The organism is Microbacterium saccharophilum (assembly GCF_007992455.1).
Classification (GTDB): domain Bacteria; phylum Actinomycetota; class Actinomycetes; order Actinomycetales; family Microbacteriaceae; genus Microbacterium; species Microbacterium saccharophilum.
In genome coordinates, this window is the sequence record NZ_BKAH01000003.1 from 121311 (window position 1) to 147339 (window position 26029).

Consider the following 26029-nt stretch of genomic DNA (forward strand, 5'->3'; position numbering starts at 1 on the left):
ACGGCAGAATCGAAGGATGACTCCGTCCGTGCCGCCGCTGACACCCGCCCACGCCTGCCTCATCGTGCACGGCAAGGACCAGCCCGGGATCGTCGCGGCCGTCTCGGCGATGATCACCCGCATCGGGGGGAACATCGTCGCGTTCGACCAGTACTCGGATGACCCGACCGGCGGCGCGTACTTCCAGCGGGTGGTCTTCCACCGCCCCGACTTCGCCGCCGACCGGCCGCTGATCGAGGCCGAGGTCGCCGAGACCCTCGCCGACTTCGAGCTGGAGTGGAAGCTGACCGACCAGTCCACCCCCCAGCGCATGGCGATCCTGGCCAGCAAGCAGGACCACTGCCTGCTCGACCTGCTCTGGCGCCACCGCCGCGGCGACCTGCCGGTGAACATCCCGATGGTGATCTCGAACCACACGACCACCGCCGAGGACGTGCGCTCGTTCGGCGTGCCGTTCTTCCACGTGCCCTCGGCGTCCGGGCCGGACAAGTCCGCATCCGAGGCGGAGATCCTCAGGCTCCTGGTCGGAAACGTCGATTTCGTGGTCCTCGCCCGCTATATGCAGATCCTGTCGGAAGACTTCCTCACCGAACTCGGGGTGCCGGTGATCAACATCCACCACTCCTTCCTGCCCGCCTTCATCGGCGCGGAGCCGTACAAGAAGGCGAAGGACCGGGGCGTCAAGCTCATCGGCGCGACGAGCCATTACGTCACCACCGACCTCGACGAGGGCCCGATCATCGAGCAGGACACCATCCGCGTCACCCACGGCGACACCGTGCACGAACTCGCCCGGCGCGGCGCAGACGTGGAGCGCCAGGTCCTCTCCCGCGCCGTGCTCTGGCACGCACAGGACCGGGTCATCCGACACGGCAACCACACCATCGTGTTCTGACGCACCGGCTCAGCGCCGGCCAGGCGGCGGACCCGATCCACGACACGCCGCTCGGGACGCCGCGGGCGCGGGGTGTCGGGCGACGACCCGCCGCCCTGCCCGGGGCGCGAGCGGTTCGTCAGGCGACCGGCTGCTGGAGGTCGACGACCCATCCGCCGGCGGGCCCGTCGAACGGCGTGCGCTCGTAGACCTCCCGGCAGGTCCCCTGCGGGACCAGCCCCCGCGCCTCGACCTCGGCGACCAGCGCCTGCCACGCCTGCTGGATGCCGGACAGGTCGTCGCCGACGTACCGGGTCGTCAGCGCCCGCTGCTGCGGCGGGACCACCGCGGCGTCGAGCCCCGCCGGCACCGGCGCCGCGCCGATCTGCTCCGCCGCGGCGGCGACCATCCCGTCACCGTCGGTCGTGTAGGTTGCGATGCCGGGTCCGACGCGATCGACGCCGGCGGCGTCGATGAGGGCGTTCACGCGGCCGAACATGCCGCCGATCTCCTCTTCGATCTCCGACATCTCCTCGATGCGCGCCGACAGCTGGACCAGACGCAGCTGGGGCAGGGGGGTTTCGGTGAACGTGTTCACGGGATTCTCCTTCTCGATCGTCCGGAGTCTCGCCTCGACGGACCGCAGCCGGCGTGCATCCGCGTCGAGCTGCTCGCGCAGCTGGTCGCGACGCCCGATCAGCAGCTCCGCCACCCCGTCCGGGCTCAGCCCGCCGTCCAAGAGCGTGCCACCTGCTCGAGCGTGAACCCGAGGTCCTTCAGGGCGATCAGCTGATTGGCGCGGCGCAGCTGTGCGGCGCTGTACGACCGGTACCCGGTGCGCTCGTCGGTGCGCTGCGGGCGCAGCAGACCGAGCCGGTCGTAGTGACGCAGCATCCGTGCCGACACTCCGGTCAGCCGGGCGAACTCTCCGATACTCAACATGGTGCTCCCACTCCACGCCCTGACACCGTGTGAAGGTCAAGGTCCTCAGTAGACGTATTCCATGAGGTCCAGTCCGAACACTCGGAAGGCGTCGTGGGCGCGCAGGCGATGAGCGATCGACAGGTCGTCGAAGCACACGATCATGGCGTACGACACGCCGGCGCGGGGGCCGGCGATCACCCCGGCTTCGGCGCGGACGCCGTCCGAGCGACCCGTCTTGTTCAGGAACAGGAGCCCGTGCCGGTCGTCGTCGTGCGCGAACGGATCCAGCCCGGTTGCCGCTGCCGTCAGAGCGAGATCGTGGTTCAGACTCAGCCACTCGGCGACCTGCGCGCTGACGGCGGGAGAGACGACCCGCGAGTTGACGAGGTCGCCGAACAGCGCGGCGAGCTCCTCGGCCGTGGCCACCGCGACATGCGGCGCGTGATCGGGCCCGCGGCGATCGCGGAATCCGTCCATGAGCGCGGTGCGCTCGAGCCCCACCTGCTCGATGCGCGCACGCACCGCCTCGACGCCCACTCGGGCCAGCAGCGCGTTGGCCGCCGCCGCGTCACCCGCCGCGGCGGCGAGGACCGCGAGGTCGCAGACCGGCAGCGCCGGCGCCGCGAGCCGGTGCCACAGCCCGCCGACGGTGACCGGCGCCACGCGGGTCCGTTCGATCAGCTCGAACGGGTCGAGCGTGCCGGCATCCACCTGTGCCGCCACGTCGATCAGCAGCGGCACGACGCCGATGCCGGCGACCGGAAGCGTCAGATGGGCGTCCCCGGTGACCACCGTGGTCCCCCGATCCAGATCGGTGACATGGACGGACACCTGCGCACCGGCGGTCGCTGCCGCATCCAGCGCCGCCATCGTCGCCGCGAACGACCGGCGCGAGGCCGCCGCGCGACGCGGCAGTCTCCGACCCGAGCGCCGCGTTCCCCGCAGCGACGCCGTGTCTCGTGACGGCTCGGCCGTGCTCACGCTCATCCTTCCAACGGGGTCCCGGGCGATTCAGGACAGTGCGGTCACCAGATGGTGACCCGCCGATCGGCATCCAGCCACAGCGCGTCGTCGGCGCTCACCCCGAATGCCGCGTAGAACTCATCCACGTTGCGGACGATCTGGTTGCAGCGGAACTCGTTGGGCGAGTGCGGGTCGATGGTCAGCAGGCGGATGGTCTCGGCATCCCGTCCCTTCTGCTGCCAGATCTGCGCCCAGCTCAGCAGCAGGCGCTGGATTCCGGTGAGTCCGTCGATGACCGGGCCGTCGGCCTCTTCCGATCCGATCGCGGCCAGGTGGAGACGGTACGCCTTGATGGCGATGCCGAGACCGCCGAGGTCCCCGATGTTCTCACCGATCGTGAGCGCACCGTTGACGTGGTGCTCGGGTGCCAGCCCCTGCGGGACGAGCGCGTCGTACTGGGCGATCAGCGCGCCGGTGCGCTCCTGGAACGCGGCGCGATCCTCGTCGGTCCACCAGTCATTCAGTGCGCCGGTTCCGTCGAAGGCGCTGCCCTGATCGTCGAAGCCGTGGCCGACCTCGTGACCGATCACCGCGCCGATCCCGCCGTAGTTCGCGGCGGCATCGCGGTCCATGTCGAAGAACGGGTACTGCAGGATGGCGGCGGGAAAGACGATCTCGTTCATCAGCGGGTTGTAGTACGCATTGACCGTCTGCGGCGTCATGTACCACTCGTCCCGGTCGATGGGACCGCCCAGCTTGGCGAGCTGGCGATCGTGCTCCCACGCGTTCGTGCGGCGGACGTTGCCGATCAGATCGGCGACGTCGACCTCGAGCGCGGAGTAGTCCTTCCACGTCACCGGGAAACCGACCTTCGGCGTGAACGCGGCGAGCTTCTCGAGCGCCCGGTCGCGGGTCGCGGGGGTCATCCACTCCAGCTGCGAGATCGACTCGCGGTACGCCTCGATGAGGTTGCCGACCAGCTCGTCCATCTCCTCCTTCGCGCGCGGGGGGAAGAGGCGCTCGACGTAGACCTTGCCGACCGCCTCCCCCATCGCCGCCTCGACGAAGCTGACCCCGCGCTTCCAGCGTTCGCGGTTGACGGGCACGCCGGTCAGCTCGGTGCCGTAGAAGGCGAAGTTCGCGTCCACGAAGTCCGATGAGAGGAACGGCGCGGACGAGCGGACCACGTGCAGTCGCAGCCATGCCTTCCAGTCATCGAGGCGGTCCTCGGTCAGCAGCGACCCCAGACCCTCCAGGGCGCTGGGCTGGTTGACGTTGATCTCGGCGAACCCCTCGCGGTGGCCCGGCGCGACACCGTCCAGCCACGGGTCGAGGTCGGCACCGACCAGTTCGTTGACGGCATCCCACGTCATGAGGTTGTACGTGGCCACCGCGTCGCGGCTGCGCACGTTGTCCCAGTGGTGACCGGCCAGCTCGGTCTCCAGCGCCAGGATGCGATCGGCCTGCTCGTCGGCATCGACCACACCGGCGTGGGAGAGCATCGTCCGGGCGTACTCACGGAACGCGACCCGCGTCTTGTCGAAGTTCTCCAGGCGGTAGTAGCTCTCGTCCGGAAGCGAGAGACCGCCCTGCACGAAGAAGACGACGTAGCGCTGAGGATTGCCCGGGTCCGGTTCGATGTAGGTCGACACGATGCCGGCGACCCCCTCGCGCTCCAGCTCGCCGACGGTGCGCAGGAAGGCCGGGATCGATCCGATCGCCTCGACGCGCTCCAGCTGTGCCGCGACGGGGGATGCGCCCAGCGCCTCGATGCGCGCCGTGTCCATGAAGCTGGTGAACAGGTCGCCGATCTTGCGCGTCTCGGAGCCCGCCTCCGCCGACGTGGACTCCTCGATGATCGTGCGCACGTCGCTCTCGGCCTGCTCGGCGATGAGGTGGAACGAGCCCCACCGGGCCTTGTCGTCCGGGATCTCGGTGCGGTCGATCCAGGCGCCGTTGACGTGGCGGAACAGGTCGTCCTGGGGACGGATGGCGGCGCTCAGCTCGGTCAGCTCGATACCCGAGCGGGGGACGGTCTCGGTCATGGCTCAACAATACGTCGCGGCGCCGCCGGCTGCCGATCAGGGCACGAGCTCCAGATCGGTCAGGCCCAGTTCGCTCAGCGAGCCGACCACCGTCAGGCCGGGTTCGCGCCGCACCGGCAGCGCGGTCTCCACGGCGATCACCCGGGCACCGGCGGCGACTCCCGCCGCGATCCCGGACGGCGAGTCCTCGATCACGACGGCATTCCGCAGGTCGACTCCGAGCGCCGCCGCGGCCTGGAGGTAGGGCGCCGGATCGGGTTTGGGCAGGTCGACATCGTCGCCCGAGACGACCACCGAGAACACGCCCGCCGCCCGTGCGGCCGCCGAGGCGACCTCGGTCGGGGACGAGGTGACCAGCGCCTGCGGGATGCCGGCCGCAGCCACCGCGGCGGCCAGCTCGATCGCCCCGCGATGCCAGGGCGCGGCGCCGGCGGCTGCGGCGGCGGCGAAGCGCGCGGCCACATCGCGCGCCATCGTGCGCACGATCTGCTCGGGCGGGAGGGCCACGCCGCGCTCGTGCATGATCCGGGCCGTGTTCAGCAGCGGCGTACCGACCACGGCCAGAGCGTCCTCGTGCTCCCATCGTGCGCCGTAGACTCCGGCGAGCTTTTGCTCGGCATCCAGCCAGAACGGTTCGGTGTCGGTGAGGGTGCCGTCCATGTCCCACAGCACCGCCGCCGGAGCAGTCACGGCTGCACCTGTCCCGGCGCGCGGTCCACGCGCCGGGCGCCGGTGATGGCGGCGATCACGTCCTCGTAGCGAGAGGAGTTCGCGTCGAAGGAGCCGTTGTTGCGGCCGTGGCGGAGCACCTCGATGCGGTCCGCAACGGCGCGAACGTCCGAGAGGCTGTGGCTGATGAGGATGACCCCGACGCCCAGTTCGCGCAGATGCTCGATGTAGTTGAGCACCTGTGCGGTCTGCGCGATCGACAGCGACGCCGTCGGCTCGTCGAGCACCACCAGCCGCGGCGAACCGACCAAAGTGCGGGCGATGGCCACGCACTGACGCTGCCCCGCGGACAGATCCGCGACCGGCGCGTGCAGCAGCGGAACTCCCCCGCCGAGCTGATCGAGATAGGTGCGGGCCAGCCGATCCATCTCGTCGTTGTCCATGATTCCCCGGCTGACCACTTCGTGGCCGAGGAAGATGTTCGCCACGACGTCGAGGTTCTCGGCGAGGGCGAGCTCCTGGAAGACCGCGGCCACTCCCTGCCGGAAGGCGCTGCCGGGGCTCGGCAGCTCCGTGACGCTGCCATCCAGGCGGATGGTGCCCGCATCGGGCGTGTACACGCCCGAGACGATCCGCGCCAGCGTCGACTTGCCCGCGGCGTTGTCTCCCACCAGGGCGACCACCTCCCGACGATGGACGACGAGATCCGCGTCGACCAGCGCCTCCACCGCCTGGAATCGCTTGGTCAGCCCGCGCAGTTCGAGCACCGGCGTGTCGTCTCGGCTCATGCCGATTCCTCCGTTCCCGACGTCGTGGCAGCCGATCCTGCCTGGTCGAACGCGAGGGCGACCAGCCCCCGCACCTCCGCGCGCGGCCCGAGTTCACCCCGAACCACCTCGACGCCGTGGTCCCCGGTCAGCGGCACGCGTCGCCCGACCGCGTCGCGCAGCGGGCCGAGGAGCAGCTCGCCGGTCTCGGCGAGCTCGCCTCCGACGACGATGCGCTGCGGATCGAAGGCCAGAGCGAGTCCCGCCACGACCGACCCGATGGCGCCGCCGGCGTCGGCGATCACCTGGCGGCAGCCGGGATCTCCCTCTACGGCCAGGCCGATGAGGGCGCGAAGGGTGATGCCGCTCCGCGACATGCGCAGGAGGTCCGTCAGGGCCTCCGCCCCGACGACGGTGTTCAGGCAGCCGCGGCTGCCGCACGGACAGATCGCCCCGGAGGGGTCGACCTCGACGTGGCCGATCTCGCCGGCGATGCCGCGGCGGCCGCGGTGGACCTGTCCATCGACCACGAGACCGGCGCCCACGAGGTAGGAGGCGCGGATGAAGGCGACGTCGGCGCAGCCGCGGCCCGCTCCGAAGCGGGTCTCGCCGATGACCGCGGCCGTGGCGTCCTTCTCCACGACGATGGGGATGCCCAGACGCCGCCCGAGTACCTCCCCGACATCGACGTCCTCCCAGCCCTCGAGGACTCCGCGGCCGCCGATGGTCCCGGTGCCGGGATCCACGGCTCCGGGGAGCGCCACCCCCGCGGCGACGACCTCGGACAGCTCGGCGCCCAGCGCCTCGACGAGGTCGACGACCAGCAGCGCGGCACGATCCAGCGTCGTGTCCGCGCGATGGTCGGCCGGCAGCGGCAGCAGCCGCTCGGAGAGTTCGTCGTGACCGCTGTCGCCGATGAGCACGCGCAGCGCACGCTGTCCGACGTGGATGCCGACCCCCAGCCCGGTGCGCTGGGCGAGGGTGACCAGTTGTGCGCGCCTGCCCGTGCGCACGGTCGTGCGGGTGTCGACCAGACCCTGGCTCAGCAGCTGCTTGACGATCGTGGACACGGTGGCCTGCGACAGTCCGGTGGTGGCCGCGATCTCGACTTGGGTGAGGGCGCCGTGGCGACGGATCGCGTCGACGATGCGCTGGCTGTTGGCCTCTCGCAGCGCCGACTGAGATCCGAATTGGGGCGTCGACGTCCTCACAGTCGGCATCGTAGCCGGGCCCCGATGCTCTGGGGTCGGTTATCGAAACCGGTCCGCGTCAATAGGTTCGCCTCTCGAAGACATCGCCCGATCCGCGTGGGTCAGATCCGGCAACTTGTGCCGTCGAAGCCGGGTCGGGTAGAGCCGTTCGGCAAGATTCCGGGACTGGAGCCCTCGTTGGGCATCCGTTGGCATCGAGTCTCGAAGATAACATTTTGGTATCGCCTACGAAACTCGATTGCGCCGGCCACGGTGGGACCCTACCGTCAGGGATGTCGACAGCGACACCCCGAAGATCCACAAGGACGTAGAGAATCTCATGACGGACAATTCGATCATCCTCGAGATGCGCCACATCGTGAAGGAGTTCCCCGGTGTGCGGGCGCTGGACGACGTAACCATGCATGTACGCAGGGGCGAGATCCACTCGATCTGCGGCGAGAACGGCGCGGGTAAGTCGACCCTCATGAAGGTCCTCTCTGGCGTCTACCCGCACGGCACCTACGAGGGAGAGATCCTCCTGGACGGCGAGGAGGTCGAGTTCAAGGACATCAAGTCCTCCGAGCGCGCCGGCATCGTCATCATCCACCAGGAGCTGGCCCTCATTCCCGAGCTCTCGGTCACCGAGAACATCTTCCTCGGCAACGAGATCGTCCGGGGTGGGATCATCGACTGGGACGGCGCCCGCCTGCAGGCCTTGGAGCTGATGGCTCGCGTGGGCCTGGAGACCGATCCGAACACCCCGGTGAAGAACCTGGGCGTCGGCCAGCAGCAGCTCGTGGAGATCGCGCGCGCGCTGTCGAAGAACGTGCGTCTGCTCATCCTCGACGAGCCCACCTCGGCGCTCAATGAGGAGGACTCCGCGAACCTGCTGGACCTCATGAAGGGCCTGCGCGCACGCGGGATCGCGCAGATCATGATCTCGCACAAACTCAACGAGATCGCCGTCGTCTCCGACTCGGTCACCGTGATCCGCGACGGACGAACCGTCGAGACCTATGACGTCGAGGCAGGTCATGTCGACGAGGACCGCATCATCCGCGCGATGGTCGGCCGCTCCCTGGACCACCGCTACCCCGACCACACCCCGAACATCGGCGAGGTGCTCTTCGAGGTGCGGGACTGGCTGGTCGAGCACCCCCAGGTTCCCGGCAGGTACATCTGCAAGAACTCCAGCTTCACCGTCCGCCGCGGCGAGATCGTCGGGTTCGCCGGGCTCATGGGCGCCGGGCGCACCGAACTCGCCCGCTCGCTGTTCGGACGCACGTACGGCCTGTACCGATCGGGGAAGATGTTCCTCGCCGGCAAGGAGGTCCACGCCACCAGCGTGCGCCAGGCGATCCGCGCGGGTCTTGCCTATGTGCCCGAGGACCGCAAGACCCTCGGCCTCAACCTGCTCGACACGATCAAGTCCACCATCGTCTCCGCGAACCTCGGTGCGATCGTCCACGGCGGCCTGATCGACCCCGACGAGGAGTTCCAGGTCGCCAGCGGATACCGCACCTCGCTGCGCATCAAGTCGCCGTCGGTGAACGTGGGCGTGTCCACGCTGTCCGGCGGGAACCAGCAGAAGGTCGTGCTGGCGAAGTGGATGTACCCCGACCCGGATGTGCTCATCCTGGACGAGCCCACGCGCGGTATCGACGTGGGCGCGAAGTACGAGATCTACAAGCTCATCCAGCAGCTCGCCGATCAGGGCAAGGCCGTGATCGTCATCTCGTCCGAGCTTCCCGAACTGCTCGGGATGAGCGATCGCATCTACACGATCTGCGAGGGTCGGATCACCGGCGAACTCGCGCGCGAGGACGCCGATCAGGAACGCCTGATGCGCCTCATGACGACAACCTCGGCGGATGCCGCGTAGCGCGGCCCGCCACCAACAACCGGCTCCCGAAGAAGAACGAAGGACAAGGACGATGAAGTCAATCAAGCAGGTGCTGGGCGGCGACCTCCGCCAGTACACGATGGTCTTTGCGTTGATCGCGCTGCTGCTCGCGTTCAACGTCTGGTCGGGGGGGCGCATGCTCACGTCCTCCAACTTCCAGAACCTGCTCTCCGGAAACGCCTACGTGCTGATCCTCGCGATCGGCATGGTCATGGTGATCGTGATCGGCCAGATCGACCTGTCCGTCGGCTCCGTGGCCGGCGTGGTCGGCATGAGTGCCGCCCTGTCCGCGCGGGACCTCGGCTTCACCTGGTGGATGGCACTGCTGTTCGGCCTCCTCATCGGCGCCGCGATCGGCGCATGGCAGGGCTTCTGGCTCTCCAAGCTCGGCATCCCGGGTTTCATCACGACCCTGGCCGGCATGATGATCTTCCGCGGCGCCGTGATCTGGATGAGCGACTCCATCAGCGTCCCCGTCCCGGACGAGTTCCGCTACTTCGGCGCCGGCTACCTGCCCGAGTGGGGTCCGACGTTCACCGGCATGAACAACTCGACGCTCCTGCTCGGCATCCTCGCCATCGCCTTCTTCGCGTGGTCGGAGCTGCGCCGCCGCCGCGCCCTGTCACGGGCCGGGGCGGAGGTCCCGGCGCTCTGGGTGAGCGCGACCCGCTTCGCGCTCATCGCGCTGGTGCTGGGCTACCTCACCTGGATCTTCGGATCCGGACGGCCGGGCACGTCGTTCCCGGTGCCGGGGCTGATCCTGGTCGTGCTGATCATCATCTACCACATCATCACCCAGCGCACCGTGTTCGGTCGCCACATCTACGCCGTGGGCGGCAACAAGTCCGCCGCCGCGCTGTCGGGTGTCAACACGAAGCGCACCTACTTCCTCGTGATGATGAACATGTCCTTCCTCGCCGCCCTGGCCGGCCTCCTGTTCGTCGGCCGCTCGACCTCGGCCGGGCCCTCCGACGGCACGATGTGGGAGCTCGACGCGATCGCCGCGGTGTTCATCGGCGGCGCGGCCGTCTCCGGCGGCATCGGCACTGTGATCGGCTCCATGGTCGGTGGCCTCGTGATGGCGGTGCTCAACTCGGGCCTCATGCTCATGGGCGTCGGCGCCGACAAGACCCAGATCATCAAGGGCCTCGTGCTCCTGGCCGCCGTGGCCTTCGACGTCTACAACAAGCAGCAGGGACGGCCCTCGATCACCGGCCGCCTGTTCGCGAGCAAGCAGCCCGGCAGCGTCGGCGGTGCATCAGCGCCCGAGACGCCCGTCGCGGTCTCGGCGGGTCTGCGCGACCAAGCTCCCACCGACAAGAAGGAGCCGGAGGGCGTCGGCCCCCGCTCCTGACCCCAGCCGTCCGCCCGCCGTCCCGAGCCCTCGCACCGGGGGCGCGGTCGAGCGCGCGCACGAACACCCGCACGACCACCATCAAGTAAGGAAGATCACCATGAAGCTGAAAAGAACGACTCTCGGTTTCGCCGCGGTGCTCGCGGCCGGCGCGCTCGCGCTGACCGCGTGCAGCGGCGGCGGCCGCGGCGGAGCCGGCGACACCGACGCCACCGGCGCAGCCGAAGCCGGCTTCGCCGCGGATGCGACCATCGGCGTGTCCCTGCCCTGGCTCGGCACGCAGAACTGGAAGGAGGCGGAGGAGTTCTTCACCGAGGAGCTCAGCTCGGCCGGGTTCACCCCGCTCGTGCAGGCCGCCGACAACAAGGTGCCGCAGCAGCAGCAGCAGATCGAGGCCATGATCGAGCAGGGCGCGAAGGTCATCGTCGTCGGCCCGGTCGACGGCACTCAGCTCGGCACCGTGCTTGAGACCGCACACGACGCCGGCGTCACCATCATCGGCTACGACCGTCTCATCGAGAACACGGATGCCGTGGACGCGGTCGTCCAGTTCGGCAGCTTCCGCACCGGCGAGCTGCAGGGCCAGTCCCTGCTGGACGGTCTCGCCGAGCGTAAGGGCGACGGTCCCTACAACATCGAGCTGTTCGGTGGCGGCCCTGCCGACCCGAACGCGCCCGCCTTCTTCGAGGGCGCGATGTCGATCCTGCAGCCCAAGATCGACGACGGCACGCTGACCGTGGTCTCGGGTCAGACCGAGTTCACGCAGGTCGCGACCCAGGACTGGGACAACGCCAAGGCGCAGTCCCGCATGGACTCGCTGCTGTCCGGGTTCTACAGCGACAAGCAGATCGACGGTGTGCTCTCGCCGAACGACGGCATCGCCCGCGCGATCCTGACCGCGTCGGAGCAGGCCGGCCAGGAGCTGCCGGTCGTCTCCGGTCTCGACGCCGAGAACGAGTCGGTCGTCTCGATCTGGGAGGGCAAGCAGTACGCCACGGTCGCCAAGCCGACCGACCAGCTGGTCGCCAAGACCGTCGAGCTGATCAAGTCCCTGCAGTCCGGTGACGGACTGCCGGCGGCCGACGAGACGGCCGACAACGGTCGCAAGGACGTCGACGTCTACCTGCTCGACCCGGTCGTGGTCACCAAGGCCAACGTCAAGGAGGTCTTCGCGAACGACCCGTCGCGACTGGACCTGCTGAAGTAACAGGCACCACACACGGTGGCCGGCGGGGTTCTCCCCGCCGGCCACTCCTGCTTTCCCGCTGTGTCCGGCCGGCCTCGCGCGGCTCAGTAGGCTCGTGGCCATGGCCGCCCAGACCCTCAACCGGGACATCCTGCGACTGGCCGTTCCGGCCCTGGGCGCGCTCATCGCCGAGCCGCTGTTCCTCATCGTCGATGCCGCGCTCGTCGGCCACCTGGGGGTCGCGCCACTGGCCGGCCTGGGAATCGCCGCCGCGGTGCTGCAGACCATCGTCGGCCTGATGGTGTTCCTCGCCTACTCCACCACCCCGGCCGTCGCGCGCCGCTTCGGCGCGGGCGACTCCTCGAGCGCGGTGAGCGCCGGCATCGACGGCCTGTGGCTCGCGCTGGGCCTGGGCGCTGTGCTGGCGATCGCGGGTTCGCTGCTGACCGAGCCGCTGGTCGCACTGTTCGGCGCCGAGTCGGTGGTGGCCGAGCAGGCGGAGACCTATCTGCGCCTGTCGATGTGGGGCCTTCCGGCGATGCTCATCGTCTTCGCGGCCACGGGTCTGCTGCGCGGGATGCAGGACACCGTCACGCCGTTGTGGATCGCCGGAATCGGTTTCGCGCTGAACGCCCTGCTGAACTGGCTGTTCATCTACGGGTTCGGGTGGGGTATCGCCGGATCGGCGGCAGGAACCGTCGTCGCGCAATGGGCGATGGTCGGTGCGTACGCGTGGGTGATCGCCCGCCTGGCGCGCACCCACGCGGCATCCATCGGCTTCCGCCGTGAGGGAGTGCGCGGCTCGGCGCGATCCGGAGGCTGGCTGTTCCTGCGCACCGTCTCGCTGCGGCTGGCGTTCCTGGCCACGGTGGTGGTGGCCACCTCCCTCGGAACACCCGAACTGGCCGGGTGGCAGGTGGCCTTCACGATCTTCTCCACCGCGGCGTTCGCGCTGGACGCTCTGGCGATCGCGGCGCAGGCGTTGATCGGGAGGGGCCTGGGCGCCGGAGATCAGCCCTTCGTACGGCGGGTCCTCGGCCGCACGGTCGCGTGGGGGGCTTGGTTCGGCGTGATCGTGGGTGCGGGGATCGCGGCGGGATCGGGCGTGATCGGGCTGCTGTTCACCGGGGATCCGGCGCTGGCCGCGCTCATCCAGCCGACGCTGCTGGTGCTGGCGGTGGCGCAGCCCGTGTGCGGGATCGTGTTCGTCCTCGACGGCGTCCTCATGGGCGCCGGGGATGTGCGGTACCTCGCCATCGCCGGGGGGCTGAACCTCGTGCCGTACGTCCCCTCCCTCGTCGTGCTCTGGCTCGTGCGGCCGGTGGGCGCCGCCGGCCTCGCATGGCTGTCCGCGTGCTTCTTCGGGGTCTACATGCTCGCTCGGCTCGGGACCCTCGGCTGGCGCGTCCGGCAGCCCGCGTGGCTCACCGCAGGGAGCTGACGCTCAGCGACGGCGATCACGCCCAGCGGCGGCACCACTCGTACATGACCACCGCCGCGGCAGCGCTCGCGTTGATGGAGCGGGTGGATCCGTACTGGGTGATCTCGGCCACCCCGCTGGCCGCGGCGAGCGCCTCGGCCGACAGGCCCGGCCCCTCCTGACCGAACAGCAGCACGCACCGCTCGGGCAGCTCGGCGCGGTCCACCGGCACCGATCCGGGCACGTTGTCGATGGCGAGGATCGGGATGGCCGCGGCGGCGGCCCAGTCGGCGAACGAGGCGACGTCAGGGTGGTGGCGGACGTGCTGATAGCGGTCGGTGACCATCGCTCCTCGCCGGTTCCAGCGGCGCTTGCCGATGATGTGCACCTCGGCGGCGCCGAAGGCGTTGGCGGAGCGCACGATCGAGCCGATGTTCATGTCGTGCTGCCAGTTCTCGATGGCGACGTGGAAGCGGTGGCGATGCTCGTCGAGGTCCGCGACGATGGCCGCCACGGTCCAGTACCGATAGTGATCGAGGACATTGCGGCGATCGCCGTGTGCGAGCAGCTCCCGGTCGTAGCGCGGATCGTCCGGCCAGTCGGAGGCGCCCGTGGGCCAGGGCCCCACGCCCACGGAAAGCTCGGGTTCGGGCGGCGTCTCGGTCACTCGGCCAGGCTAGCGCTCTTGCCGCGCACCCGGAGCCGCGCGGTTTCGGCTGGCCGAAAGATCTCCGGTAGGGTTTTCGGTATGCCGAAATTCCGTCGTTCACTCCCGCTCGCCGCCGCCGCCGCAGCGCTCGCGCTGGTCGTCGCCGGATGCGCTTCCGACGCCAACGGCGGAGCGGGGCCTCTCGACGACCGCCCCACCGTGCTGACCACTTTCACCGTGCTCGCCGATATCGCCCGGAACGTCGCCGGCGACCATCTGAGGGTCGAGTCGATCACGAAGGTCGGGGCCGAGATCCACGGATACGAACCGACGCCCGGCGATATCCGGAAAGCATCCGATGCCGACCTGATCCTCGACAACGGCCTGAATCTCGAGGTCTGGTTCGCGCAGTTCGTCGAGTCCGCCGACGTCCCGCACGTGGTCGTCTCCGACGGCGTGGATCCCATCGACATCACCGAGGACGCGTATGCCGGAAAGCCCAACCCGCACGCGTGGATGAGCCCGCTGAACGTCCAGATCTACGTCGGGAACATGGTCGAGGCCTTCAGCGATCTCGATCCGGAGCATGCCGCGGACTTCGCAGCGAACGGGGCGGCGTACACCGCCGAGCTGCAGGAGGTCCAGAACGACCTGGTCGACGATCTGGCGGCGCTGCCCGAGAACGAGCGGGCGCTCGTGACCTGCGAGGGCGCGTTCTCCTACCTCGCCCGCGACGCGGGCCTCACCGAGCGGTACATCTGGCCGGTCAACGCCGAGCAGCAGGCCACGCCCCAGCAGATCGCCGGCGCGATCCAGTTCGTCGAGCAGAACCAGGTGCCCGCGGTGTTCTGCGAATCGACCGTGTCGGACAGGCCCATGCAGCAGGTCGTCGCCGCCACCGGCGCCGCGTTCGGCGGCGTCCTGTACGTCGATTCGCTGTCGGAGCAGGATGGTCCCGTGCCCACCTATCTCGACCTCATCCGCTACGACGCGCGCACGATCATCGACGCGCTGGCCGGACGGGACGCATGACCGCCGCCATCGAGGTGCAGCACGTCACCGTCCACTACGGCGACGTGCGCGCGCTCGACGATGTGACCCTGTCCGTCCCCGCGGGCCGGGTTACCGGATTGATCGGGATGAACGGGTCGGGGAAGTCGACGCTGTTCAAGGCGATGGTCGGGCTCATCCGCCCGCAGCACGGCTCCGTGCTTCTGGACGGGGTGTCCCCGGCGGCCGCCCGCCGCCGGGGCGCCGTGGGGTACGTGCCGCAGAGCGAGGACGTCGACTGGACCTTCCCCGTCTCGGTGCGCGATGTCGTCATGATGGGCCGGTACGGTCACCAGGGCACGCTGCGCCGGGCGAGCCCCCGTGACCGGGCCGCTGTCGAGAAGGCCATCGCCCGGGTGGAGCTGGAAGGGTTCGCCGACCGTCAGATCGGGCGTCTGTCCGGCGGCCAGCGCAAACGCGCGTTCGTCGCGCGCGGGATCGCGCAGCAGGCCGGCATCCTGCTGCTGGACGAGCCCTTCGCCGGGGTCGACAAGCGATCCGAGGCCACGATCGTACGGCTGCTGCGTGAGCTGGCGGCCGCGGGGCGGACGATCCTGGTGTCCACGCACGACCTGCACGCGCTTCCCGAGCTGGCCGACGACGCGGTGCTGCTGATGCGGCGGGTGCTCTTCCAGGGCGCGGTCGACGAGGCGCTGCGCCCCGAGAACCTCGCGCGCGCGTTCGGTCTGGATTCGGGCGAGCCGCGTCCGGATGGCCCGGAACGCCGGACGGACGCCGCATGAACCTCAACGACCTGCTCCTCGAACCGCTCGGATACGACTTCATGATCCGGGCCCTGGCAACCACGGTGGTGGCCGCCATCGTGTGCGCGGTGCTCTCGTGCTGGCTCGTGCTGATCGGCTGGTCGCTGATGGGCGACGCGGTGTCGCACGCCGTTCTTCCCGGCGTCGTGATCGCATACACCCTGGGCGCGCCCTTCGCGATCGGGGCGCTCGTGTTCGGGTTCCTCGCCGTCGCCCTCATCGGGATCATCCGTGACACCAGCCGGATCAAGGAGGACGCCGCGATCGGCATCGTCTTCACGACGTTGTTCGCCGTCGGTCTCGTGCTGATCTCGGTGACCCCGAGCCAGACCGACCTCAATCACATCGTGTTCGGGAACATCCTCGGGGTATCCACCGCCGACCTGATCCAGATCGGGGTGCTGGCGGCGGTCGCCTTCGCGGTGCTGGTCGTCAAGCGGCGTGACCTCACCCTCTACGCGTTCGATCCCACCCACGCATTCGCCATCGGCCTGTCCCCGCGGCTGCTGGGAGCTCTGCTGCTGGGCGTCCTCGCCCTCACCGCGGTGGTGGCCCTGCAGGTGGTCGGGGTGATCCTGGTGGTGGCGATGCTGATCATCCCCGGCGCCACCGCGTACCTGCTCACCGATCGCTTCTCGCGGATGCTGGTGATCGCCCCGGCGCTGTCGGCCGCGGCTTCGATCGTCGGGATCTACCTGAGCTACTGGCTCGACGCGTCCTCGGGCGGGCTCGTCGTCGTCGTCCAGGGTGCCGTGTTCGCCGTGGTCTACCTGTTCGCCCCGAAGCAGGGGGTGCTCCGCCGGTGGCGCACCCGGCGTCGTCGCACCCGCGATACCGTCTCGGTAGCCTGAGGTGTGCCTTCCGCAGCGGTCGACGACTATCTCAAGACCATCTACCACCACACCGAGTGGCAGCCCGTCGCGATGACCTCGTCGCAGTTGGCCGCGGAACTCGCGCTGGCCCCGTCGACGGTCACCGAGATGGTCCAGAAGCTCGCCGCGCAGGGGCTCGTGTCGCACCGGCCCTACGGTCCGGTATCGCTCACTCCAGCCGGGGAGAAGCGCGCGGCGGAGATCATCCGGCGCCACCGCCTCATCGAGACGTGGCTGGTCCGCGAGTTCGGCTACGCGTGGGATGAGGTGCACGACGAGGCCGAGGTGCTCGAGCACACCATCAGCGACCGCCTGCTGGCGGGCATCGACGAGCGGCTCGGGCATCCCCGTTACGACCCGCACGGCGACGCGATCCCGGACGCCGACGGGCACGTGCATCGGGAGCCGTTCGTGCTGCTGGGCGACGCGCGCGTGGATCACACCGGACGGGTGCTGCGCGTCTCCGACCGCGACCCCGGCCTGCTGCGGGCGCTGGAGTCCAGAGGCATCGACGTCGGCCACACCGTGACGGTCACCGGCCGCGAGACGGTGCGTGTCGATGGCGGCACCACCGTCGAGCTTCCCCCCGCCGCCGCTGCCGCCGTCTGACCCCCTCCCCCTCCCCCTCCCCTTCTCCCCCTCCCCCTCGTCCGCCGAGCCGCCAAGCTCCGGTCGAGCCGCCACGATTCGTGCGGCCCGGATCGTGGCGGCTCGCATGAATCGTGGCGGGTCGCGAGGTGGGTCGCCGAGGGTCACCGCCGTCGCGCTTTGCGCGCCCGCTCGTAGGGCCACGGCGCGCGCGTGGCATGGGCGCAGTAGTTCCACAGGCGGGCGGCGATCTCGGGGTCGCGGGTGATCCGCGACGCGGCCTTCACCCGCGGCGCCCCGGCGAACGTGCGGGAGGGCCCCCAGAACTGCCCGCCTTCGACGGCCGGGTCGGTCAGCGCGCGCACCAGCGGCCACGCGCCGTGCTCCTTGGACTGGGTGACGGCGGCCTGGAGGTTGTCGACGAAACGGGACGTCTTGCTGGGTTCGTTGATCCCGAGGATGCCGCGGGTCCGTCCGCTGGTCGAGTAGCCGGGGTGCGCCACGACGCTCAGCACCGGCACGCTCTCGTCGCGCAGCCGCCGGTCGGCCTCGAAGCCCAGCGCGGTGGTCGCGACCTTGGACTGCACATACGCGCGCCACGGGGTGTAGCCGTTCTCCAGCTCCGGGTCGATCGGGTCGTACTGCCACATCGAGGTCGACATCGACCCCACCCACACCATCCGGCCGCGCGCGGATGCCAGCGCAGGCAGGAGCTCGCCGGCGAGCGCGAAGTGACCGAGCACGTTGGTGGCGAAGACGAGCTCGTGGTTGTCGGGCGTCGTCTCCCGCCGCTCGGGCGGATGCACGATGCCGGCGTTCAGCAGCAGTCCGTCCAGGCCCGTGCGACCGCGCGCGGTGGCCGCCGCGGCCCGTACCGAGCCGAGGTTGCTGGTATCCAGCAGCAGCGTCTCGACTTCGGCATCCGGGTGCTGCCGTCGCACCGCCTCGCGCGCCGTGGCCAGGCGGTTGGGGTTGCGCCCGGTCATCACCACGTGCGCGCCCGCCCCGGCCAGCTGCAGGCAGGAGAAGAAGCCGAGCCCGGCCGTCGAACCGGTCACGAGATAGCGCCTGCCGGTCAGAGCCGGGAGGTGCTCGGGGTCCCACTCGTCTCGCGCCACGCATCGAGACTACGGCTGCGGCGCCGACTAGGCTTGGCCACATGCGGACACGCGCCGATATCGAGTGCTGGCTGACGGACATGGACGGCGTGCTCGTCCACGAGAACAAGCCGATCCCCGGCGCGGCGGAGCTCCTCGCGCAGTGGCGCGATGCGGGCACGCCCTTCCTGGTGCTGACGAACAACCCGATCTTCACGCCCCGTGACCTCAGCGCGAGACTGCGCCGTTCGGGACTGGACGTGCCGGAGGACCGCATCTGGACCTCCGCCCTGGCCACTGCGCAGTTCCTCCGCTCGCAGCTTCCCGGGGGCACCGCCTTCGTGATCGGCGAGGCGGGCCTGACGACCGCCCTGTACGAGGTCGGGTACATCATGACCGAGACCCAGCCGGACTACGTCGTGGTGGGCGAGACCCGCCAGTACTCGTTCGAGGCGATCACCAAGGCCATCCGCTTCATCAACGCAGGGGCGCGGTTCATCATCACCAACCCGGATGCCACCGGCCCCACCCCCTCCGGCGTGGTTCCCGCCACCGGCTCGTTCGCCGCCCTCATCACCCACGCGACCGGACGGGCGCCGTATGTGGTCGGCAAGCCGAACCCGATGATGTTCCGTTCGGCCATGAACCGGATCGGCGCGCACTCGGAGAACACGGGCATGATCGGCGACCGCATGGACACGGACGTCGTCGCCGGGATCGAGGCGGGCCTGCACACCGTGCTGGTGCGCACCGGCATCGCCGACGACGCCGAGATCGGACGCTACCCGTTCCGGCCCGACGAGATCCTCGACTCGGTCGCCGACCTCGTCAGCGCCGAGCCGGTCGAGTCCGAGCTGCCGGAGGGGCTGTGAACGCGGTCGAGCAGACGCTTCTGTTCGCCTCGACCGGCGTCGTGCTGCTGGGGACCCTGGTCGTGTTCGTCGTGCGGTTCCTGCGCGACCGCGGTGACGACCGCTAATGGCGCTGTTCCTCGCGCTGTCGGCGCTCGCGGTGCTGGTGGTGACCCTCGTCCTCTTCCTGCGCGCGCGGAGGGACGCCCCGCAAGGCACTCCCCTGCCCAACGGCCGCGCACTCATGCTGATGACCTTCGTCGGGCTCGTGCTCGCGCTGGCCTCGCAGCTGCCCGCCTTCCGCTGACACGGCGCGCGGAGCGCGGTCAGGCCGTGGCGTGCTCCCCGGCGACGTCGAACACGCTCTCCGGCACGCCGTGCGCACGTCCCGCGTCGCGGATGCCCGCCCACTCCTCGTCGCCGATCTCGATTCCGCGGGCGAGCCGATCCGACTCGCGCTGCCGCTCGATCTCCCCGGGGACGAGGATCGGCCGGCCGGCGACAGCGGGCCGCGCCGACGTGGCATACGCGATCATGTCGCGCAGCTGCGCGCTCTGCCACCCCGCGTCCCCGAGGGTGCGCGGATCGATCACGATCGAGACCATGTTGTTCACCAGACCGCGCGGAACGTCGTCGTCGGCGAGGGTGCCGCCACCGGAGAGGATGCCGGCCAGCAGCTCCGTGACGAACAGCATCCCACCGCCCTTATGGGAGCCGAACGGGAGGAGGGCGCCGGGCGGGTCGGTGAACATGACCGACGGGTCGGCGGTCGGCACGCCGTCGGCGGAGACCAGCACCGGCTCGGGGAACACGCTGCCGTCGTGGTACGCGACCCGCGCCTTGCCGTAGGCGACCATGCTGGTCGCCCAGTCCATCACGACCGGGGCGGTGCCGTGTTCGCCGGGCAGCGCGATGCACACCGGATCGGTGCCGAACCGGGCCTGCGCACCGCCGAAGGGCGCCACCAGGGGCGTGACGCCCAGCACGTTCACGAAGTGGACGGAGACGAGGCCGGCCGCGGCGGCCTGCTCGCCGTACGTCCCGATGCGCCCGAGGTGGTGCGCGTGACGAAGGGTCAGCAGGGCCACCCCGTGCGCGCGGGCGCGCGAGATCGCCGCGTCCACCGCCTCGCGTCCCACCCGCTGACCGAAGCCGAACCGCGCGTCGATCTGCAGCAGGGGCCCCGCGTCGAGCAGCGTCTGCGGGCGCGCGTTCGGGACGAGGGAACCGGCGGCCAGATCGGCGTCGTAGGAGGCGAGCAGGCCGACACCGTGCGAGTCATGGCCCTTGAGGTTCGCTCCGACCATGTGATCGGCGACCACGGCCGCTTCGTCGGCGCTGCTCCCGAAAGCCTCGATGACCGCGCGCGCCACCTCCCGCAGATCGCCTGCGCGATACCGCAGCCGGGTCACTGCGGGTCGAGTCCCAGGTCGTCGAGGTCGACCGCGGCGAGCCATCGCAGTCCCTCGGCTTCCACCGCCGCCTGCGCGCCGGTCCCGCGGTCGACGATGACGGCCACCGCGATCGGTTCGGCACCCTCCCTGCGCAGCGCGTCGACCGCCTTGAGTGCGGACTGCCCGGTGGTCGAGGTGTCCTCGACCACGACCACGCGCTGTCCGGCGACATCCGCGCCCTCGACCTGACGGCCGCGGCCGTGGTCCTTGGCCTCCTTGCGCACCACGAACGCGTCCAGCGGCCGGTGCGTGCGCGCCGACTCGTGCATGATCGCGTTGGCGATCGGATCCGCGCCGAGGGTGAGCCCGCCGACCGCGACGACATCCTCGACGTCGCGGATCAGGTCCAGCATGATCCGCCCGATCGCGGGCGCTGCCCGATGGTCGAGGGTCAGCTTGCGCATGTCGACGTAGTAGGACGCCTGCTGCCCGCTGGACAGCGTGAAGTCCCCGTGGAACACCGCCTCGTCCTCGATGAGCGCGATGAGGTACTGGCGGTCGGCTTCGAGCTCTGGTGTGGAGGCGACGGACATGGCCCGATTCTACGCCGGGGGATTATCTCCGGGCGGGAGCCGATCTGCGGGCGGAGCCACACCCTATAGTCGGGGGGCAGGTCCCTCACGCGGACCGGCCGCATCTCGAGGAGTTCCATGAGTCGCATCGGCATCGTCGCAGAACCCGCCGGAGAGAATCGGGTCGCGGCGTCCCCGGCCACCGCCCAGCACCTCCGTGGCCTCGGCTACGACGTCCTCGTCCAGACGGATGCCGGGGCCCATTCGTCCTTCCCCGACTCGGCATACGCCGCCGCGGGTGCCACGATCGTCTCGCGCGCGGAGGCCTGGGCGGCGGATGTGGTGCTGAAGGTCACGGCTCCGATGCCGGAGGAGATCTCGCTGCTCAGCCCGGGAGCCACCGTGATCGGCGTGCTCTCGCCGGCATTGCGCCCCGAGTTGCTCCAGCAACTGTCGGAACGCGGCGTGACGGCGCTCGCGATGGATGCCGTTCCCCGCATATCCCGCGCGCAGTCGATGGATGTGCTGAGCTCCATGGCCAACATCTCCGGATACCGCGCGGTCGTGGAGGCGGCCGGCGAGTTCGGCCGCTTCTTCACCGGGCAGGTCACCGCCGCGGGCAAGGTGCCGCCCGCCAAGGTGCTCGTCGCGGGTGCGGGTGTGGCGGGCCTAGCTGCCATCGGGGCGGCCTCGAGCCTGGGCGCCATCGTCCGGGCGACCGATCCGCGGCCCGAGGTCGCCGACCAGGTGCGTTCGATCGGCGGCGAGTACCTGGAGGTCATCGTCCCGGACGAGCAGAAGGAGATCTCAGCCGACGGCTACGCGAAGGCGACCAGCCAGGCGTACGACCGGCGCGCCGCCGAGCTGTATTCCGAGCAGGCCGCCGACGTGGACATCATCATCACGACCGCCCTGATCCCGGGTCGACCCGCCCCGCGCCTGATCACCGCCACGGATGTCGCGAGCATGAAGCCGGGCAGCGTCATCGTCGACATGGCCGCAGGGTTCGGCGGGAACGTCGAAGGCTCCGCGGCGGGACAGCGCGTGGTCACCGAGAACGGTGTCACGATCCTCGGGTACACCGATCTGGCTGGACGGCTCCCGCAACAGGCGTCTCAGCTCTACGGCACGAACGTCCTGAACCTGCTGAAACTGCTCACTCCCGGCAAGGACGGCGCGCTCGTCCTCGACTTCGACGACATCGTGCAGCGCTCGGTGACCGTCGTCCGCGGCGGCGAGGTGACCTGGCCGCCGCCGCCCGTGCAGGTCTCCGCCGCCCCGCCGGCGGCGGCATCCGCCCCCGCCGCGGTGGTCACACCCCGGCACACCCTGCCCCCTGCCGCGAAGACCGGGTTGATCGCCGCCGGCGTGGCCGCGCTGTTCGCCGTGTGCGCGTTCGCCCCGGCGCCGCTGCCGCAGCACTTCCTCGTCCTGACCCTGTCGGTCGTGGTCGGCTTCTACGTCATCGGCAAGGTCGCCCACGCGCTGCACACCCCGCTCATGAGCGTGACCAACGCGATCAGCGGCATCATCGTCGTCGGAGCGATGGTCCAGATCACCGCGGACGTCCTGGTCGTGCAGATCCTGGCGGCCGTCGCGGTGCTGGTCGCCTCCATCAACGTCTTCGGCGGGTTCGCTGTGACCCGGCGAATGCTCGCCATGTTCTCGAAGGGGGACCGCACGTGAGCGCGGCCGCATCCGTCGCCGGCGCCATAGCCACTGCCGCATATGTCGTCGCCGCGCTTCTGTTCATCCTGAGCCTGGCCGGGCTCAGCAGGCACGACACCAGCCGGCGCGGGGTGGCCTACGGCGTTGCCGGCATGACCATCGCCCTGGCCGCGACGGTATGTCTCACCGCCGCCGATGCCTGGGGTCAGCCCCAGGCGATGCTCGGCTTGACGCTGCTGGGTGTCGCCGTGCTGGTCGGCGGTGCGGTGGGCCTGTGGCGTGCCCGGGTGGTGGAGATGACCGGGATGCCCGAGCTCATCGCCCTGCTGCACTCCTTCGTCGGCCTCGCCGCCGTGCTCGTCGGCTGGAACGGCCACCTGTACGACCACGGGCTCACGGGCGCGCTGCGCGACATCCACCACGCCGAGGTCTTCATCGGTGTCTTCATCGGCGCGGTGACCTTCACCGGGTCGATCGTGGCATTCCTCAAGCTCTCTGGACGGATCAGCGCGAAGCCGCTCGTGCTGCCGGGCAAGAACGCGCTCAACGTCGGCGCCCTCGTCATCTTCGTTGCTCTCACCGTCTGGTATGTCGTGACGCCGTCGCTGGGGCTGCTCATCGCGGTGACGCTGATCGCCCTCGCCCTCGGCTGGCACCTGGTGGCATCCATCGGCGGCGGCGACATGCCGGTCGTCGTCTCGATGCTCAACAGCTACTCCGGGTGGGCTGCGGCCGCGGCCGGATTCCTCCTGGACAACGACCTGCTGATCGTCACCGGCGCGCTGGTGGGCTCCTCCGGTGCGTACCTTTCGTACATCATGTGCAAGGCGATGAACCGCTCGTTCCTCTCCGTCATCGCGGGCGGCTTCGGGATCGAAGCTCCGCAGAGCGGCGACGCCGAGACGGGCGAGCACCGCGAGATCGACGCGGAGAGCGCCGCCGAGCTGCTGGCATCCGCCGCGTCGGTCATCATCACCCCCGGCTACGGGATGGCCGTCGCACAGGCGCAGTACCCGGTCGCCGAGCTCACGCAGCGTCTGCGCGACCGTGGCGTCGACGTGCGATTCGGCATCCACCCGGTCGCCGGCCGCCTCCCCGGGCACATGAACGTGCTGCTGGCCGAAGCCCGTGTGCCGTACGACGTCGTGCTCGAGATGGACGAGGTGAACGACGACTTCGCCCGCACGTCGGTCGTGCTCGTCATCGGCGCGAACGACACCGTCAACCCCGCCGCGGCGGAGGACCCGGGCAGCCCCATCGCCGGGATGCCGGTGCTGCGCGTGTGGGAGGCCGAGCACGTCATCGTCTTCAAGCGGTCGATGGCATCCGGCTACGCCGGCGTCGCGAACCCCCTGTTCTGGCGCGAGAACACGCAGATGCTGTTCGGCGACGCGAAGGAGCGGGTCGAGGACATCCTCCGCGTCCTCTGACCCGCTCCCTCGGTCCGGCGGCCGGTGTCGCCGCGGGTGCGGCTCAGTCCAGGAACGAGCCGATGAAGGCCAGGTCGTCCGCCCGGTCGATGCGGTACACCCCGCCCGTGCCGCCGCACGCGCTGTTCAGCCCGAACGAGGTGACCCCGGCGACCACGAGCGAGTCACCGAGGAAGTTCGGCCCCCCGGAGTCGCCGTAGCACGTGCCGCCGGTGTGGGCGTTGTTCGACAGCAGGAGCGAGGCGTCGCCCGTGAAGCCCGTGTTGATCTGGATGAGCTTGGGGTGCGAGACCATGCGCAGGCGCTCGGCCTGGTTCTTCCACGAGGCCGCGTCGGGGAAGGACTTCTGGAGCCCGTAGCCGACCGACGTGAACGTGACGTCCTTCTTGCCGCTCTTCGCCGCGAGAGGGTCGAGCTGGTCGAGTGTCGGGAGCGTGCCGTACTCGGGCAGGATGACGGGCTCGTCGAGGACGACCACCCCGACGTCGTACAGGTAGAACGCGGCGTCGTCGTACTGCGGATGCGTGTACGGGGTGCCGCTCACATCGCCCTCGTTCGGGTAGCCGACGGCGGCGGCGTCACGGAGGTCGTCATCGAACCAGATCTCGACGCGGGTGGCCCCATAGGTGCAGTGGCCGGCCGTGAGATAGACCGTCGGGGAGATGAGCGTGCCGCTGCAGCGCCACGCGGGGCCCTCCTCGTCGAACGCGACCATGAGCCCGACCTGTGGATGGTCGTCACCGTCGGGCATGCCATCGGTGATCGCCTGTGCGGGCGAGGCCACCGAGATGAGCAGCAGAGCGGCGGCGACCGCCACTCCGAACGCGGGTGTGCGCATTTCTCCTCCTTCTTCGCAGGTGCGCTGAGCATCGCACCGGAACGGGATGGGATCAAGGGGGCAGTCTGCGTCGAGGTCGCCGGCGGTGAATAGGCTGGATGTCATGCGGCTTGCCACCTGGAACGTCAACTCGATCCGCGCCCGTGTCGGACGGATCGTCGACTTCGCCGTCCGCGAGGACGTCGACGTGCTCGCGATGCAGGAGATCAAGTGCAAGCCCGAGCAGTTCCCGTACGCCGAGTTCGAGGCTGCCGGGTACACCGTCGAGGCGCACGGCCTCAGCCAGTGGAACGGCGTCGCGATCGCCAGCCGGGAGCCGCTCGAAGACGTCGTGACCGCGTTCCCCGGGATGCCGGGATTCGAGAAGGGCCATAACGGCCCCGGCGCCGCACAAGAGGCGCGCGCCATGGGCGCGACCGTGGGCGGCGTGCGCGTGTGGAGCCTGTACGTCCCGAACGGACGCTCGCTCGATGACCCGCACTACCTCTACAAGCTGGACTGGCTCGAGGCGCTGCGCGGCTACACGCAGGAGACCCTCGCCGCCCAGCCCGACCTGGCCCTGGCCCTCACCGGCGACTTCAACATCGCTCCGACCGACGCCGACAACGGCGACCCGACGGTCGTCGAGGGCGTCACGACCCACGTGTCACCGCCCGAGCGGGCCGCGTTCCAGGCGCTCCTGGACGCGGGCCTCACCGACACCGTCCGCCCGCTCGTGCCGGAGGGCTACACGTACTGGGACTACAAGCAGCTCCGGTTCCCCCGCAACCAGGGCCTGCGGATCGACTTCATCCTCGGCTCGCACGCCTTCGCGAACGCCGTGGCCGGCGCCGCGATCCACCGCAACGAGCGCAAGGGCGACGCCCCGAGCGACCACGTGCCCGTCGTCGTCGACCTCGATCTCACCGGTCCCGCCGACGACGACGTGCCGATGATCTTCGGCTGACCTCGTCGGCGG

General features: G+C 70.0%; 26 protein-coding genes. 14 read left to right on the forward strand and 12 right to left on the reverse strand.

Translation table 11 applies throughout. The features are described 5' to 3' along the window. Positions 1-16: 16 nt before the first annotated feature. Positions 17-895 (forward strand): formyltetrahydrofolate deformylase, encoded by an 879-nt coding sequence (purU, locus tag MSA03_RS04335; RefSeq protein WP_147049781.1) that lies wholly within the window; start codon positions 17-19, stop codon positions 893-895. A gap of 118 nt (positions 896-1013) precedes the next feature. Here purU and MSA03_RS04340 read toward each other — a convergent pair whose 3' ends face one another. From MSA03_RS04340 to MSA03_RS04370, 7 genes are read right to left on the reverse strand one after another with little or no spacing between them, the layout of a single operon-like run. Beyond that, a complete protein-coding gene (locus MSA03_RS04340; RefSeq protein ID WP_147049782.1) occupies positions 1014-1586 on the reverse strand; it encodes a GyrI-like domain-containing protein in 573 nt (190 codons plus the stop codon). An 11-nt stretch (positions 1587-1597) separates the two neighbouring features. Beyond that, a complete protein-coding gene (locus tag MSA03_RS04345) occupies positions 1598-1816 on the reverse strand; it encodes a MerR family transcriptional regulator (RefSeq protein WP_147049783.1) in 219 nt (72 codons plus the stop codon). A gap of 45 nt (positions 1817-1861) precedes the next feature. Next, on the reverse strand, positions 1862-2779 hold the full coding sequence (locus MSA03_RS04350) for a serine hydrolase (RefSeq protein WP_244946315.1): 918 nt from the start codon (positions 2777-2779) through the stop codon (positions 1862-1864). 44 nt (positions 2780-2823) lie between these two features. Next, positions 2824-4806 (reverse strand): M13 family metallopeptidase, encoded by a 1983-nt coding sequence (locus MSA03_RS04355; protein WP_147049785.1) that lies wholly within the window; start codon positions 4804-4806, stop codon positions 2824-2826. 36 nt (positions 4807-4842) lie between these two features. Further along, complete coding sequence (locus tag MSA03_RS04360; RefSeq protein ID WP_244946316.1) at positions 4843-5496, reverse strand: HAD family hydrolase; 654 nt, start codon at positions 5494-5496, stop codon at positions 4843-4845. After that, positions 5493-6263, reverse strand: a complete 771-nt coding sequence (locus MSA03_RS04365) for an ATP-binding cassette domain-containing protein (RefSeq protein ID WP_147049786.1) — start codon at positions 6261-6263, stop codon at positions 5493-5495. Before MSA03_RS04365 ends, MSA03_RS04360 begins: the two co-directional genes overlap by 4 nt. Next, a complete protein-coding gene (locus tag MSA03_RS04370; protein WP_244946317.1) occupies positions 6260-7453 on the reverse strand; it encodes an ROK family transcriptional regulator in 1194 nt (397 codons plus the stop codon). Before MSA03_RS04370 ends, MSA03_RS04365 begins: the two co-directional genes overlap by 4 nt. Before the next feature lie 319 nt (positions 7454-7772). On the opposite strand from MSA03_RS04370, the gene mmsA reads away from it, so the two are divergent. The 4 genes from mmsA (at position 7773) to MSA03_RS04390 (ending at position 13319) form a co-directional block, all read left to right on the forward strand. Then, positions 7773-9317 (forward strand): multiple monosaccharide ABC transporter ATP-binding protein, encoded by a 1545-nt coding sequence (gene mmsA / locus MSA03_RS04375; protein ID WP_147049788.1) that lies wholly within the window; start codon positions 7773-7775, stop codon positions 9315-9317. A gap of 52 nt (positions 9318-9369) precedes the next feature. Next, positions 9370-10692: a sugar ABC transporter permease gene (locus MSA03_RS04380; protein ID WP_147049789.1), complete on the forward strand. Its 1323-nt coding sequence runs from the start codon at positions 9370-9372 to the stop codon at positions 10690-10692. A gap of 100 nt (positions 10693-10792) precedes the next feature. Further along, entirely contained in the window at positions 10793-11899 is a 1107-nt protein-coding gene (locus MSA03_RS04385; RefSeq protein WP_147049790.1) for a substrate-binding domain-containing protein, read from the forward strand. A 100-nt stretch (positions 11900-11999) separates the two neighbouring features. Next, positions 12000-13319, forward strand: a complete 1320-nt coding sequence (locus tag MSA03_RS04390; RefSeq protein WP_147049791.1) for an MATE family efflux transporter — start codon at positions 12000-12002, stop codon at positions 13317-13319. A 16-nt stretch (positions 13320-13335) separates the two neighbouring features. On the opposite strand, the gene MSA03_RS04395 is transcribed toward MSA03_RS04390, so the two are convergent. Beyond that, positions 13336-13965, reverse strand: a complete 630-nt coding sequence (locus MSA03_RS04395) for a TrmH family RNA methyltransferase (RefSeq protein ID WP_147049792.1) — start codon at positions 13963-13965, stop codon at positions 13336-13338. A gap of 81 nt (positions 13966-14046) precedes the next feature. Between MSA03_RS04395 and MSA03_RS04400 the strand changes: the two genes are divergently transcribed. Genes MSA03_RS04400 through MSA03_RS04415 form a run of 4 tightly spaced genes read left to right on the forward strand, consistent with a single transcriptional unit; the run spans position 14047 to position 17242 of the window. Continuing rightward, on the forward strand, positions 14047-14979 hold the full coding sequence (locus MSA03_RS04400) for a metal ABC transporter substrate-binding protein (protein ID WP_147049793.1): 933 nt from the start codon (positions 14047-14049) through the stop codon (positions 14977-14979). Further along, positions 14976-15740, forward strand: coding sequence for a metal ABC transporter ATP-binding protein (locus MSA03_RS04405; RefSeq protein ID WP_147049794.1), 765 nt, complete (start codon positions 14976-14978; stop codon positions 15738-15740). Before MSA03_RS04400 ends, MSA03_RS04405 begins: the two co-directional genes overlap by 4 nt. Continuing rightward, positions 15737-16612 (forward strand): metal ABC transporter permease, encoded by an 876-nt coding sequence (locus MSA03_RS04410; protein WP_147049795.1) that lies wholly within the window; start codon positions 15737-15739, stop codon positions 16610-16612. The genes MSA03_RS04405 and MSA03_RS04410 overlap by 4 nt, the downstream gene beginning before the upstream one ends. 3 nt (positions 16613-16615) lie before the next feature. Further along, positions 16616-17242 carry a metal-dependent transcriptional regulator gene (locus tag MSA03_RS04415; RefSeq protein WP_147049796.1) on the forward strand — a complete coding sequence of 209 codons (627 nt, stop codon included), beginning with the start codon at positions 16616-16618 and terminating at the stop codon, positions 17240-17242. Positions 17243-17385: 143 nt separating this feature from the next. Here the strand turns inward: MSA03_RS04415 and MSA03_RS04420 are convergent, their stop codons facing one another. Continuing rightward, positions 17386-18339: an SDR family NAD(P)-dependent oxidoreductase gene (locus MSA03_RS04420; protein WP_147049797.1), complete on the reverse strand. Its 954-nt coding sequence runs from the start codon at positions 18337-18339 to the stop codon at positions 17386-17388. Between the two features lie 41 nt (positions 18340-18380). Here MSA03_RS04420 and MSA03_RS04425 point away from each other — a divergent pair, with 41 nt between their 5' ends. Continuing rightward, on the forward strand, positions 18381-19190 hold the full coding sequence (locus MSA03_RS04425) for an HAD-IIA family hydrolase (protein WP_147049798.1): 810 nt from the start codon (positions 18381-18383) through the stop codon (positions 19188-19190). Between the two features lie 106 nt (positions 19191-19296). Further along, positions 19297-19476: a hypothetical protein gene (locus MSA03_RS04430; protein WP_147049799.1), complete on the forward strand. Its 180-nt coding sequence runs from the start codon at positions 19297-19299 to the stop codon at positions 19474-19476. A gap of 19 nt (positions 19477-19495) precedes the next feature. Here MSA03_RS04430 and MSA03_RS04435 read toward each other — a convergent pair whose 3' ends face one another. Together MSA03_RS04435 and pyrE are read right to left on the reverse strand one after the other, a co-directional pair. Continuing rightward, complete coding sequence (locus MSA03_RS04435; RefSeq protein ID WP_147049800.1) at positions 19496-20626, reverse strand: malate/lactate/ureidoglycolate dehydrogenase; 1131 nt, start codon at positions 20624-20626, stop codon at positions 19496-19498. Continuing rightward, positions 20578-21156, reverse strand: a complete 579-nt coding sequence (gene pyrE, locus MSA03_RS04440; protein ID WP_147049801.1) for an orotate phosphoribosyltransferase — start codon at positions 21154-21156, stop codon at positions 20578-20580. The genes MSA03_RS04435 and pyrE overlap by 49 nt, the downstream gene beginning before the upstream one ends. Before the next feature lie 117 nt (positions 21157-21273). Here pyrE and MSA03_RS04445 point away from each other — a divergent pair, with 117 nt between their 5' ends. Beyond that, a complete protein-coding gene (locus MSA03_RS04445; protein WP_147049802.1) occupies positions 21274-22821 on the forward strand; it encodes a Re/Si-specific NAD(P)(+) transhydrogenase subunit alpha in 1548 nt (515 codons plus the stop codon). Beyond that, complete coding sequence (gene pntB / locus MSA03_RS04450) at positions 22818-24233, forward strand: Re/Si-specific NAD(P)(+) transhydrogenase subunit beta (protein ID WP_147049803.1); 1416 nt, start codon at positions 22818-22820, stop codon at positions 24231-24233. Before MSA03_RS04445 ends, pntB begins: the two co-directional genes overlap by 4 nt. Before the next feature lie 43 nt (positions 24234-24276). Here pntB and MSA03_RS04455 read toward each other — a convergent pair whose 3' ends face one another. Beyond that, a complete protein-coding gene (locus tag MSA03_RS04455) occupies positions 24277-25071 on the reverse strand; it encodes a S1 family peptidase (protein WP_147049804.1) in 795 nt (264 codons plus the stop codon). A 103-nt stretch (positions 25072-25174) separates the two neighbouring features. Between MSA03_RS04455 and MSA03_RS04460 the strand changes: the two genes are divergently transcribed. Beyond that, on the forward strand, positions 25175-26017 hold the full coding sequence (locus MSA03_RS04460) for an exodeoxyribonuclease III (RefSeq protein WP_147049805.1): 843 nt from the start codon (positions 25175-25177) through the stop codon (positions 26015-26017). The last annotated feature ends 12 nt before the right edge of the window (positions 26018-26029 follow it).